Source organism: Rubidibacter lacunae KORDI 51-2, from assembly GCF_000473895.1.
Taxonomy (GTDB): Bacteria; Cyanobacteriota; Cyanobacteriia; order Cyanobacteriales; family Rubidibacteraceae; genus Rubidibacter; species Rubidibacter lacunae.
In genome coordinates this window covers 1-13,193 of record NZ_ASSJ01000090.1, presented here as the reverse complement: position 1 = coordinate 13,193, position 13,193 = coordinate 1, and the positions used below count along the sequence as shown (strand labels likewise).

At 50.7% G+C, this 13,193-nt stretch carries 6 protein-coding genes, 1 tRNA gene and 4 pseudogenes; 7 read left to right on the top strand and 4 right to left on the bottom strand.

The window, feature by feature from the left end; all coding sequences use genetic code 11:
• Window positions 1-277, bottom strand: a pseudogene (locus KR51_RS20815) (hypothetical protein); the annotation flags it as partial.
• A gap of 593 nt (window positions 278-870) precedes the next feature.
• On the opposite strand from KR51_RS20815, the gene KR51_RS16750 reads away from it, so the two are divergent.
• The 6 genes and pseudogenes from KR51_RS16750 to KR51_RS16720 all read left to right on the top strand — a co-directional run bounded on the left by KR51_RS16750 (window position 871) and on the right by KR51_RS16720 (window position 7,205).
• Window positions 871-957, top strand: a tRNA-Ser gene (locus tag KR51_RS16750).
• Window positions 958-1,773: 816 nt separating this feature from the next.
• Window positions 1,774-1,989, top strand: a complete 216-nt coding sequence (locus KR51_RS21390; protein ID WP_040656637.1) for a helix-turn-helix domain-containing protein — start codon at window positions 1,774-1,776, stop codon at window positions 1,987-1,989.
• Window positions 1,990-2,639: 650 nt separating this feature from the next.
• Window positions 2,640-3,044 (top strand): annotated as a pseudogene (locus KR51_RS21075) (transposase).
• A 70-nt stretch (window positions 3,045-3,114) separates the two neighbouring features.
• Window positions 3,115-3,597 (top strand): annotated as a pseudogene (locus tag KR51_RS21070) (IS256 family transposase).
• Between the two features lie 450 nt (window positions 3,598-4,047).
• On the top strand, window positions 4,048-4,248 hold the full coding sequence (locus KR51_RS16725) for an MbtH family protein (protein ID WP_022609343.1): 201 nt from the start codon (window positions 4,048-4,050) through the stop codon (window positions 4,246-4,248).
• A gap of 1,349 nt (window positions 4,249-5,597) precedes the next feature.
• Entirely contained in the window at window positions 5,598-7,205 is a 1,608-nt protein-coding gene (locus KR51_RS16720; protein ID WP_022609342.1) for a cyclic peptide export ABC transporter, read from the top strand.
• 1,000 nt (window positions 7,206-8,205) lie between these two features.
• Here KR51_RS16720 and KR51_RS21385 read toward each other — a convergent pair.
• Entirely contained in the window at window positions 8,206-8,328 is a 123-nt protein-coding gene (locus tag KR51_RS21385; RefSeq protein WP_408638142.1) for a hypothetical protein, read from the bottom strand.
• A gap of 459 nt (window positions 8,329-8,787) precedes the next feature.
• Here KR51_RS21385 and KR51_RS20800 point away from each other — a divergent pair.
• A pseudogene (locus KR51_RS20800) lies at window positions 8,788-9,270 on the top strand (ATP-binding protein).
• A gap of 493 nt (window positions 9,271-9,763) precedes the next feature.
• Here the strand turns inward: KR51_RS20800 and panD are convergent.
• Both panD and KR51_RS16700 read right to left on the bottom strand, forming a co-directional pair.
• Complete coding sequence (panD, locus tag KR51_RS16705; RefSeq protein WP_022609340.1) at window positions 9,764-10,144, bottom strand: aspartate 1-decarboxylase; 381 nt, start codon at window positions 10,142-10,144, stop codon at window positions 9,764-9,766.
• Between the two features lie 447 nt (window positions 10,145-10,591).
• Window positions 10,592-13,174, bottom strand: a complete 2,583-nt coding sequence (locus KR51_RS16700) for a non-ribosomal peptide synthetase (RefSeq protein ID WP_198016837.1) — start codon at window positions 13,172-13,174, stop codon at window positions 10,592-10,594.
• Window positions 13,175-13,193 lie beyond the last annotated feature (19 nt).

Here is a 13,193-nt window from a genome sequence, read left to right as displayed (position 1 = left end):
CAGAAATCTTCAAAGGAGAGCTGTCCTGCGGGGAGGTGAGCGTACATCGGGTCCAAAGGTGCAAGGGTTTTCCAGATATTTGGACGTTTTCCTTGCACTTTTTGTGCTTCGCAAGCCTCAGAAATCCTTCGCTGTCTGCATTTGAGCTTATCTCAGCAAGCCCTAGGTAGTGCCTCGGACTTGTATTCTCTCCTGCCACTCGGGTCATATACGTTTTACTCACCCCGTGCTCTGTCGCATACATGAACTTTGGATACACCGGGTAGCCATCGCTCACTTACTAGAATCAACCCCACCCTTGCACGCGCTCCCAGAGCTTCTCAAAGGTCTGGCTGCAGCAGTCGCCAACCATGAAGGCAAGAATGCCAGTCTGTTTATGGTCAACCACCGTCCATATCCATCATTTTTTCATGGAGCCAGCGAAGGTTTGTAGTTCATCGACCTCCCCAATCTTAAAAGTTTGAGTTTCCTCAGTGGGGAGCTGGGGGAGCTCCTGTGCACTCAAACGGACCCAATTGATGACGATGTTGTGGTTGACCCAGTACAACCCAAGATGCTCCCGAACCCCTGCCCCTCGTCGTGTCTCCGCAAGCAGTCTGCCCGAACCTCCGGTGGCAACCACGTAGAGAGTAGGACTCGACAAATTGACGGCCGCAGTCCTTTCTCTGTTAGTAATGCTTGCCACATCGGGGGCCGTTCTTACGAATTTGCTGGGAAGGGCATTTGGGGCATCTCATCCTTCTATTGTGCAATGCCTCTTCAATTGACCACCATAGTAGGTTCCTCACCAACTTCCCTGTTGACAATGCTAATATGAGAGCCGCAGTATCCCAAAATGCTCCACTGCGCGTAAGGCGCGCTTCGTCCACTGGAGAGGTGGCAGAGTGGTTGAATGCGGCGGTCTCGAAAACCGCTAACGGGGCAACTCGTTCGGGGGTTCGAATCCCCCCCTCTCCGTACGTTTAAGTCTTGCAACTCAATCTCAGCTTACATTTCCAGTTTGTGGTTCATTTGCACTACAGTACCCTATAGTGCTCCCACGGGTCCGCTTCTACCCCCGTTTTCTACGCAAACTTTAAGCAAGTAAGCAAGATGGACATAAGCAAGGTCAACCAGACCTTAAAGTCTCAGTAGGTCGGCGTTTCTGTCTGCCAGCTCGGCCAGCGCCTTTACCTTCAGTCCACTCTACCCCCGAAGCCCAACTCCGGGAAATCCAAGTCGCACCAGCAGCGGATCGCTCTCGGCATCTATGCCAATGCCGCCGGCATCAAGCGAGCCGATGCGGAAGCCCGGAAGCTGGGCAGCATGTTGGTATTGCAGCAATTTGACTGGGCGGACTACGAGCGCGACGAGCAGGCCGAGCGCGTCAGACGGTAGGTTACTGGTTCGACAAATACGAAGCCGAGTTCTTTGAACGGCGGGGTCGAACGGCTGCCACGGAGTTGAACTGGTGAAGGGATTACCTGCGAGCCCTCAATGGCCTGAATCGCGAGGACATCTTGAACGCAACGGTGCTGCGGCGGGTTATTGTCGCGACGCTTGCCAACAGCTGTACCCGCCAGAAGGTTACGAGCGTACTTGGTTCGCTTCGGGAAGTTCGCCGGACTCGCGGACGTGGAACAGCCCTCCTTTATGCGTGGGAACTACCGAGATCGTCGCAGTGCTCCGCCCATAGCCGAAGGCTTAGGGGGTGGTGAAGCGGCTCACGACCGAAGGGAGTAATTTAGCCAAGCCTAAGAAACAAATATTTATTTCTTAGGATGTGATGGTTGCATGCTAAACAAGACGTGGGAATTTAAGCTAGAGCCAACCGCCGAGCAGGTTTCAGAGATTAAGTGCATGTTGGGTGTGTGCCGCAATGTCCGGAACTTTGCACTACAGGATCGCAAAGACTGGCTGGATTCTCGCAAATCTCCAGTGAATGCGTGTTCGATTCGACAAGAGTTCATCTTGCCTGCGGATGCGCTATTTCCCAGCTATGCACGATAGTGCAAGTCACTCTAACTTCGGCAAAGCTGATTTTCCCAGACTCAAGCCCGTTAATGCCCCCAGGTGCTTCAACAAGTTATCCGAAAGCTGGAAGCGGCTTTGGAGTCGTGGCGATTGAAGCGGTCGGGAATACCACGATTTAAGAAGCCCAATCAAATGCGTAGCTTTGTCTTCCCTAAGATGCTCAAAAACTGCATCACAGACGAGGGAGTTAAGCTGCCGCAGGAGGTGCGAGAGCTGGTGCGGCAGGGAGAGTTTAACTACACACCATACACTGCAGTTGGCTGAACATTGCCGAGAATGAATCGAGCTCGATAAGCCCGCATGCCTGGTTAGTCGGTGCATCGGGTCAACCGAGGTACTGAGAGCGGAAACGCAAGCTTGGAAGGAGAGTCAGCAAGGAGCTCAAAACGTTTTTTTGTGTAAGCGGTCAGAGAGATAACCCAATAGGAGACCGCAAACCCATGCCCGGAAGTAACTCAGAACCCTCCGAAACCGACTAGCTTCTCAACCAACGTCTGCAGCATTAATCCGGTACCGAGCAAATCCTCAGCGAGCAGGGGCTGCTCAACAGCTCACCACCCGCTTGGTCGAACACGCCCTCCAAGGCAAATTGACCCACCACCTCTAGCAGCAGGCTGCCGACCCCAATGCGCTGCCCAACAGTCGCAACGGCGACTCGCGCCAAAACCGTCCACTGCAAACAGGGCAGCCTAGAGTTGCAGATTCCGAGCGACCGCCGAAGCGAATTTACGCCCGTCCTCGTGCCCAAAAGTCAACTTCGCCTAGCAGAGATAGACGAAAGGAATCTGGCGCTCTCTGCCCGCGGGAGCAGCGCCCGAGAACTTCGGGCACAACTGCGCGACCTCTATGGCGTGGACATCTCCCCCGAGTCGATCGGTCAGGTCACCGATACCGTGCTGCCCGAGCTGTGCCAGTGACAGTCTCGATTACTATCGACAATCTACCCGATTGTCTGGCTCGATGCCTTGCAGGTGAAAGTCCGCCAGGACGGGCGGGAGCGGTCGGTGTCGATTTATCTGGTGCTGGGGTAACCCAAGATGGACATAGGGATGTCCTAGGGATGTAGCTGTCGCCGAACGAAGGCGCCATGTTCTTGTTTCGGTGTTGACGGACTTGAAGAACCGGGGAGTGGAGCGCATCTTGATCGCCTGCGTCGACGCGCTGAGCAGGTTTTCCGAGGCGATTGCCGCGAGCTTGCCCGAGACCGGGGTGCAACTGTGTCTGGTGCACCTGTTGCACAACTTGCTTAAGTACGTTGGCTGGAAGCAGCGAAAGACCGTAGCAGCGTTCCTGAAAGCGATTTAACGCGCGGTGACGGTAGCGACCGCCGAGGAAGCACGAGCGTAGTTCGCCGAGAAGTGGGACGCCACCGATCCGACCATCAGCGCGATGTGGTTGCGACACTGGGAGCAAGTCATACCGTTCTTCGGTTACCTGCCGGAAATCCGGCGAGTGATTGACACGACCAACTCAATTGAATCACAGAACAAATCGTTGCGGAAGGTATTGAAGACCATGGCGTCGTTTCCGTCAGAAGCAGTGGTCTTCAAGTTGCTCTACCTAGCGCTGGAGAAGATTGCCTAGAAATGGACGATGCCACTGGCAAACTGGAAGCGCTATCGCGATTTGGCATCGAGCATCCCGAGTGCTTCACCGACTGCGATCCACTTGCTTACACAAAAAATTTGACACCCTGGGTTTTCATGCGCTCTGTCAGTCAGCCAGGGCTGAAATCTGTTTCAAACCATAAAGTCGAAATTATCGTGATTAAGCAAAAGTCAGTGATAACAACGCCCCTTTGCTGCGGGCAATAACGCTCAAGCCATGCCAGCATGGAGAACAAATTCAGTTGCCAGAGTTTGGGGCGATTAGCCTGATTTCACGCGCCAATGCAATTAGTGGGTGATACGGGTTAGAATTGCAACTGAACAGACGGGCATGGTCGATAATCAATATTGACTCTCAATAAGAGCTTTCTTGATTGCCGCTTATGCTTCAAGTTGTCATAGTTTGAAAGAGTAGGAAGGAATTACAATGCTCTCAGAAGAAAATCACGTCATGTACAAAGTTGTTGTCAATGGCGAAGAACAATACTCAATCTGTCCGGAGGACCGTGACAATGCACTAGGATGGCGCGATGACGGCAAGAGGGGAACCAAGCAAGAGTGCCTGGATTACATAAAGACCGTCTGGACAGACATGCGTCCACTGAGTCTCCGACGCAAGATGGAATAGGCTGGATGAGCCCGACATAGGCGAACTCCTGAGTTCGCCTATGCCCATTAAGTCGCATAGCAAAGCAAGTTAGATCAAAGTTTTGTTGCATAACCCCCCGAAATGCACAATCCAGATTGAGATCACTTAATTGGCTATTCAAAAGCTAATTTAGAATCGATGCCTTTCAATAGGTTCAAACGTTGCTTAGAATTCATAGTAGTCATGCCAGATGAGGTGATGCTAAGTGGTCGGCTAATCCAGCTTTAACATATCCATCTTGTCAACATCCAGCTACTATCGCTACGTGTCAACAGGTTCGAAATGATAGCCATGTTGTAGTTAATGATGGAGCTGGGTAGTAAAGTGTCAGAACTCAAATATAAAAAATGTGCATTCTGTTTTCAAATATCCTGAAAACAGTTTTCATGCCATACATATGCCATTCAATGCCACCCACAACCAATTCAATTATACTGCCCAGTTCCAGCATCAGAAATAGCTGAGCTACATTGTTTTCAGTTGCTGTGAATTCAAACACACCATAAAGAGCGCGCTTGCACTCTCTTCAATTATCTGAAAGTTTCAACCGTTTTTCTTTCCAGGCTTGATTGTATGGGTTTTACTGCAAACAGACCCTCCGAGTTATTTCGGAGATTCCAAATTACGAGGTGTTTCCTTTGCCCACCAGACCGTCAGGGATTGGCAAGTAAGCTTTACCGAGATTTACGCGAACAGATGGTAGGAAAGCGGAGAAATGGTAAAGAAGTCAGTCGAGGTTAGTAGATGGATAAAACCTTAGTCTAAGTCAAAGGAAAATGTTATTGTCCATACCGTGGTTTGGATGGGCGGGGGGATTTTGGCGTATTCGATGCTCTCCAAGTACCGAGACGAGAATGCCGATACAGATTTTTTTGCACCAGGCATCAGAGTGGGGCCCAGGGACAGAGAAAGTTATAACCGATGAGCATAAGGCATGCCCAAATAAGAATAAGAAAGAATTTGGGGAGCAAGTGGAGCATAATGTGAGCAGATCGGTAGATAATCCAGTGAACCAGAGACATTGGTAAACGTTGCAGCAATATTACCCGATAGGAACCGGACAATTTAAGTCGGCATAAGAAGCTTGTGAAGCATTCGAGAATAGTAAATCCATACTTCCGGACACGAGAGACCAGGGTAAAGTAGGTGCTACCATGGGGAAATAAATCAGATTGTGAACAAAAGTACAAGAATTAGAACATTCGATAATGAGAGCATGGTAAGTAGGTAAAACAAGAGATATTATAAAGTTTTACAGGGTTTTGATTGAATATAGGAGGCTGAGTTTTGATTTTTCATGACGATAGAGATTTTAGACAAGTAAGCCCATGAACCTAGTCATTTTTTTGTTGCGTTCTTCATGGAAAGCTTTGGTAGCTGCTCTCATTGCTGGGGGACTCAGTGGTGCAGGTAGTGCTTTGTTAATTGCCTCGCTAAATGAGGCGATCGATAATTCTGACAAAGCGAGTCAACTGTTGCTCTGGGGCTTCATTGGTCTGGCACTAATTACCCTTGTTTCAGGCATTATTTCCCAAATTTTGCTAGCGCGGTTATCTCAGCAAGCAATTTTCAAAATGCGCCTTCAGTTGAGTCATCGCATTCTGGCTTGTCCGCTCCGAAGGCTGGAAGAATTAGGTGAAAATCGTATTTTAGCAACTCTAACTGATGATATTGAAGCTATTTCAAACACCTTGTTTTCCCTCCCGCTACTATTCGTTAACCTGGCCCTTGTGATCGGCTGTATGGCTTATCTTGCCTTGATATCAAAATTTATATTTTTAATGATACTTGTAGTGATTGTAGTTGCAATCATCATCATTCAGTTGATGCTGAACTATGTTCACAAACTAATACGCTTGGCCCGAGACCGGCAAGATTTACTTTTGAGGTATTTCCGCTCGATAATACAAGGCGTTAAAGAGCTGAAACTACATACCCCTCGTCGCATGGAATTTCTAGAGAAAGACTTTGAGGCTACAGCAGCTGATTGTCGTGATTATGAAATACGGGCAGAAAGTATCGTTGCTGTGACTTTAAATACGAGTAATTTAATGTTTTTTGGAGTCATGGGTTTCCTCGTGTTTGTGTTGCCCCTTTATACCTCTGTAACCACAATTATATTGTCTTCTTATGTCCTAACTATCACTTACTTATCTCGGCCCATCGAAGGGATCATCTCGATGCTTCCCGCAATTAGCCGAGGGAGTGTTGCCCTCAAGAAAATCGAAGAGCTTGGTCTCTCCATTGCAGAGAAACCTGAATATCCTAATGTCATGAGATCCTCGCAATCGTTACTTGAAGATCGGATTGAAATGGTGCAAGTTACCCACATCTATTGGACAGAAAAAGACGAGCAGTTCACCCTAGGGCCGATAGATCTTTCATTTAGCCCAGGTGAACTGATCTTTATCATAGGGGGGAATGGTAGTGGCAAATCGACTCTAGCAAAGTTGATTGTTGGACTGTATGAACCTAATTCAGGCAAGATTCTATGGGATGGAAATAATGTTTCAGCCACTCAAAGAGATGCCTATCGGCAATTATTTTCTGCCGTATTTGCAGATTTTTATCTGTTTGAAACATTGTTTGGTATCTCAACAGAAACCTTGGATGACAAAGTTCATGGCTTTTTAGAGCAACTCCAGCTCGACCGTAAGGTTAAGGTGAGTGATGGCAAGCTTTCTACATTGGATTTATCACAGGGTCAACGGAAGCGCCTGGCTTTGCTAACTGCCTATCTAGAAGATCGCCCCGTCTATCTATTTGACGAATGGTCCTCCGATCAAGATCCCTTTTTCCGAGAAATTTTCTACAATCAGATTCTTTTTGAGCTAAAACAGCGCGGTAAAACCGTGATCGTGATCAGTCATGATGAGCGCTATTTCCATCTAGCGGATAAGTTGATCGAGCTTGACTATGGTCAGCGCATTTCATGAACTCTATCTTCATGTGTCCACGATCGGGGTATGTCCCGGATTCATTGAACGAAATGAACACATCTCCTAAAAGCCATGACAAAAGAGACTTTCAGAATCCTTGAAAGCTCCATCACGGTTTATATATAAAGGAGGATTTCAGTAGTAATTTGCACATCATAGACGGAGGCGGGGGACAGTTTGCGCGAACGGTACGAGTGCACTGGGAATCGCGAATCGTGTGCACTTGTTGCTTGACCTGGGAACTTGAGAGGATGCTAGTCGGTTACGCCAAGTGAACCCGCCGGCAAACTTAGCGGTGGTAAGGGATATGGCTATGAACTTGATGAGCCAAGATAAGAGCAGCAAGGGGGCAGGCGAAACGTATCAAAGCTGACTGGGACAATGATGACTGCAGCGATTCCTAGCTCACTGGGTATGCCATTTTCCCTGATTCCCAGCCTATGCCCTTCACATCTGAAGCTGGATGCTCCGTTGACTGATATTTTGCACTGGCTTAAAATATTTAGCAATCGTCTGTCTAATGTTAACCTTCTTTCGAAAGTCGCTACAATTACTTGAAATATAGGTTTGGTTAGGGTCGGGCTTTCACGTCCGAGTGATTGGTGCCTGCTTACGGAAGCTTTCCACCTGAATGTCGATAATCGTCGCATCATGCAGTAATCGGTCGACAGCTGCCAGCGCGATCTGTGGCATCGGCGGAAATCTCGTTCCATTGACTGAATGGCTAATTAGGGCTTGCTGAAAAAGGCTGGAATTGTTTGAGCGAGAAGGTACCAGCGTTTTCTGCGTCAGAGAAGTGTAAGGTTATGGTTGCTAGAGCCTCAAAACCCTTGCACTTGAGCCGAGATCTAGGGGCGAAAATCTGGGGCTAGATGGCGAAAGCCTGATTTCATGAGCTCTCTGTCCCCTAAATTCACTTTGTGGACTTTTTCAGCAGCCCTAAATATCAGTCACTAAAAGCTATTTCGCTCGTAGCGGAGGCATTTTTTTGACATACCTAGAGATCGTCAACAATCAGCAGGTCGAAGCTGTCGAGTTTGCTCAAAATCCCTGGCAATACTATCTGGGTCCTGGCTTGCTGCAAATGCTGCACCAAATTGGCCGTAAAGTAGAACCGCAATCGCTTTTCCTGCTCGAGCGGCGCACGACCTAATCCTGCCGCGATGTGAGTTTCCCTACACCAGAGGGACCGAAGACCGAGCAGTTCTCGACACGCTCAACCCATCCGGCGTCCCGTGCAAGTTGCATCAGGAGCGCGAGGTTGAGCCTAGGACAATGGTCGAACTTGAAGCTCGCCAAGCTTTTCCCAGAAGGTAGCCGGGCTTCCGCTAGGAAGCGTTTGTCCGGCCTTGTGAACTCCAGTCTGCCTCTATCTAGCACAAAGTGTTTGGGAACTCGCTGTAGAACCACTGTTGCTAGGTAGACTGCTGCTCCAGTTCCTGCCAATGACGGAGCATCTTAGTTAGCCGTAACTGCTTGAGGAGCATCCCCAAGCTCGGCGTCGGAGCACGGTCTGAAGGGTAGTTTGACTTTAGCCAGTGCCCCCAGCTGAATGCCTTGCCCTCGCTCCGGTTGACCGCTGAGCCAAGTTGGGTGGACAGGGGGAAGTCCAAACTGCTTGTTGTTTGGACCGTCGGGAGTTGGGAAAAACCATCTGGCGGCAGCCTTGGCACGGGCGATGGTGGAGTCCGACCGGCGAGTGCGCTTCGGTCAGACCCTACCCTTGGTACAGCTGCTGCACCAGGAGAGGCAGGAGTAGTGCCCCCATCAGCAACTGCGCAAGCTGGACCGGTTTGATTTATTGGTGCTCGACGACTTGGGCTTCGTCCTGAAGTCGGAGGCCGAGACCTAAGTGCTTTTCGAGCTGATTGCCCACCATTTCGAGCGCCAGAGTTTGGTGCTGACTGCCAATCAACCCTTCAGTCGCTGGGGCGAGAACTTTGCTGATTCGATGATAACCGTGGCAGCATTGGACAGATCGATCCACCATACAATTATCATTGATATAAATGCCGAGAGCTTTCGCAAGCAGGCGGCGGCGTGGAGAAACTTGTCGTCGTGAAGGGTCGTGCGCTGGTACGCTCTGCATTAAATGAGCACTTATCTCTTACCACCTTAACTCTGGCTGGTTGCAGACACCAAACTTAGTAGATGACTCAACGAAAACCACTGCCGACCCAAATTGTCTTTGCGATCTGGAAACTACAAAACGACAGTCAACTCGCCAATCTATGTCGTTTATCCCGAATAAAGCTTCACATCTGATACAGGTGAGAGTAGTCAGATAGCCTTGAGACTCATCTCACAATTTTGCTTCTGACGTCCCTAACTCCCTTACCCCAGAGTTGGTGTTAAAAAAAGTCAGTTGAGTCGCCATGATGTGTGATATCTTTGCTTGTTAGGAGCATCACTCTTCAATTTCGAAAGTGGGCGGACCAAAAGAATTCGAAAGCGGACGGACCCAAAGAAGGTCTTGTTCGTGCCCGGGACCGGAGAAGTTTTTGTGCGGTCGGTCGTTCACACCGCATTGCCCTATATTCAACCCGCCTGGTCTGCTAAGTACAGTCGACAGTTGCCTGCAGCTGGGATACCGGTACGTTGCGCTCATCTACTAATACCACGCGTGCAGAGTGGTTGTCTGCTTCCTCGGCACTGAGCCAACCATAGCTCATGACGATCGCGCGATCGCCGGTTGCCCCCAGCCGAGCTGCTGCCCCATTCAACTCGACGCGCCCCGACCCGGCTGGAGCAGCGATCGCGTAGGTTTCCAACCGGGCGCCCGTCGCAATATTGAGTACCTGTACCCGTTCGTAAGGTGCAATGCCGGCCGCATTGAGCAGAGTGCGATCTATGCTAATGCTGCCTTCGTACTCTAGATGGGTTCCTGTCAGCGTACAGTTGTGGATTTTCCCGAGTAAAAACGAGCGAAATACCATGAATTTTACCGCGTAGAAGTTACTTCCTGCTCTATTAAAATTTTAATACCTTACTTCTTTAAATTGCCGAGCTTGTCGGGTGCATACTGCCAATACCGGCGCGTCGAGCTACAGACCTGTGAGTTCCGAGAACCCGTCAATAAAGGTTGCAGCAGCCTGGTTGATGCCGAGTGTCCTTGTTTAGATGTCTCGCTTTTTACAAATATTGATGGATGGTCGCGATACGAGATTGCCTCTCGCGAAGGTATACTCTATTGTCCTGCTCTGTCCGGTCACTGTTTCTGCTGCACGGTTCTAACTGTTACCCAGAGACAGATCTGTTGTTTCACTAGCCAATTGCACTGTCGTCTGAAATTCTGGCTCAACGACACGAAAGTCTGGAATCTGTCCGACTTTAAGACAATTGGGCGATCGCGCTGTCAGAGCGGAGGAACCCCTACCCGCGCCTTATTCCGATACACCGACCACTTTGCCTTGAAAGTTGCTCATTATCCACTTGGACAAGTGCCGAACATGCGGATGCTTGAGCGCTGTCATGTGGTTGCCCGGACCATGCCAGGACAAAAGCTCTGGCGCCCACAAGCGCCATGCCTCAACGCTGTTCGCAAATAATTTGGCATTGGTCGCTTCGGGAAGCTTGGGATCGCTCAGCAATACCAGACTGGTCCTTCCAGGATAGGGGCTTTTCGGATGATATTTCGTCCTGAGAGCGGTTCCAAAAGAGCGAACGACTCCTTGCAGGTCTTTTGCCTTGGAACTTGACGGCATCAAATCGTGCTGAAGAAGACTCTCATGCAAGCGGCCGATTTGCCGCGCTGCATCGAGCTGTGCCAATTCAGGGGCCTCTATCCCAAGCGAACATTCTCCAGCTTGTTCGTAGATCTCAATCAATTTCGTCACGACTTCGGTGCGGTTGTACTCGCGTACTCGTTCCCCGTTTTCCTTCGGCGCTTCGCTGTCGATCAAGGTGAGCGACTCAGCTGGGCAGCCGAGTTCAAGCAGCTCCAGGGCAATCTGGAAAGCAATCCAGCCTCCAAAGGAATGACCGAGAAGATGGACAGGTCCGTCAGGGCAGACCGTTTGAATTGCCTCAAGGTAGCATCTGGAAGCAGCCTGAACGCTCGTGTGTGGCACAAGCTGGTCGTCCAGTCCACGTGGCTGAAGACCATAGACGGGATAGGACTCATCAAGGGCATTTGCAAGCGGTGCAAAGCCGCCGACATTGCCGCCTGCCCCAGGGATGCAGAAGACCGAAATTTGCCCCACCTGGCCTCTTTGAATAGTCATCAGCGGATCGTAACTCCGTGCCTGTGTATAAACCCGCTGTTCCCGATCCTTCAGGGACTTGGAAAGAGATTCCCCAAGGCAGGAAACATTGGGAGGGTCCATCATCGTCCAGTGGTTTCCAGGGACCGGAATGACGTGAATATGCTCTTTTGAGATGACAGTTTCCCAACCACCCGATCGGCCAGCCTCAGCATCTTCGATAGCTCCAAAAAGGTGCAAAGGGATCGGAATCGGTTGAACATGATATTGGTGCATGGCTTGTGAATATGCATACATGCGGGAGATGTATTGTCGAACCTTGTCATGGTGCAACATGCTCTCTATGTCATTCAGTGCTATCGGTATGCCTCGCTTTGCGGCAATTGCGGCAAGATACCGCAAAGCGTGTTTGTCTTCAAATATTCGGCGTAGATAGTCCTCTTCCGAACTGGCAGGTTCTAACGACTGCGGGAAATTGGTATCGAAGAGACCGAGAAACGCGACCTGGTCATCATTGCCAATCATCTGGGCAGCAACTTCGTAAGCAAGTAAACCGCCGAACGACCATCCTGCAATGTAGTAAGGCCCTTTCGGCTGCACCATTTTGATCGAAGTCAGAAAATGGGTGGCTATTTCCTCGATCGTGCGCAGAGGTATGCTCACATCACTGGGATTTGTCAGCCCGTATACGGGTATATCTGTATCGATATGACGGGTAAGTTCAAAGCCATAGATGACTTCACCACTCAGCTCCTGGAACAGGAACAAAGGAGGTTTGGCTCCTTCCGCACGAAACGCTGTTATACCACGATCCAGCAGGGGGTCCTGACGATTCAGAACGTCCGCAAAGGCAATGACGGTTGGTCGAGCAAATAGCTTTGCTAACGGAACCTCTCTCCCGAGCGCCTCGCGCAGCATTGAGAGCATCCGCACGGCCAGGAGCGAATGGCCGCCTAGATCGAAGAAGTTATCGTGGCGGCCTACCCGCTCGACTCCCAGAAGCTGCGACCAGATCCGCGCCAGCGTCTCCTCCATATCTCCGGCAGGCGCTTCATAGGCCTGCCGGACATAGGCCGTCCCGTCCGGGGTCGGAAGCGCCCGCCGGTCCAGCTTGCCGCTTGCCGTCAGGGGAAACGCGTCCATCAACACGTAGGCTGAAGGAACCATCCACGACGGCAGATGCCGCGTGGCATGGTCCCGGAGTGCCTTCGCATCCACCTCAGCAGCGCCGCTGTCAGCGCCATCCTTACCCGCAACCACATAAGCTGCAAGGTCCGTGCCGCCCTCACTCTCCAAACCGCGCGCGATCACAACTGCATCGCCCACACCCACATGGGCGCAAAGGCAGGCCTCGATCTCTCCCAGCTCGACCCGGTGCCCCCGGATCTTCACCTGGAAGTCTCGGCGGTCCAGAAACTCGAGTGTCCCGTCTGCCCGCCAGCGTCCCAGATCCCCCGTGCGGTAAAGCCGCGCATTGGGAGCGGCGCTGAACGGGTCGGGGACAAACCGTGCCGCTGTCAGGTCGGAGCGGTTCAGATAGCCGCGCGCAACCTGAACGCCGCCAATGTAAAGCTCCCCTGTCACACCCACAGGAACGGGACACCCCCGGCCGTCAAGAATGTAAATCTGAGTGTTGGCAACTGGGCGCCCAATCGGCGGTATTCGTAGCTTCGAAAGTGGATCGCTATCAGCAAACCTGTGATACGTTGCGTCGGCAGTAATTTCAGTAGATCCATAAAGATTGACAAAGGTGCATGTTGGCAAAGCTGTCCGCAATTGAGCC

What these genes read in the sequence shown, in the direction of transcription:
- KR51_RS21390 (WP_040656637.1), top strand. Translation starts at nt 1,774, where the DNA reads ATGCTAAACAAGACGTGGGAATTTAAGCTAGAGCCAACCGCCGAGCAG.
- KR51_RS16725 (WP_022609343.1), top strand. Translation starts at nt 4,048, where the DNA reads ATGCTCTCAGAAGAAAATCACGTCATGTACAAAGTTGTTGTCAATGGC.
- KR51_RS16720 (WP_022609342.1), top strand. Translation starts at nt 5,598, where the DNA reads ATGAACCTAGTCATTTTTTTGTTGCGTTCTTCATGGAAAGCTTTGGTA.
- panD (WP_022609340.1), bottom strand. Translation starts at nt 10,144, where the DNA reads ATGGTATTTCGCTCGTTTTTACTCGGGAAAATCCACAACTGTACGCTG.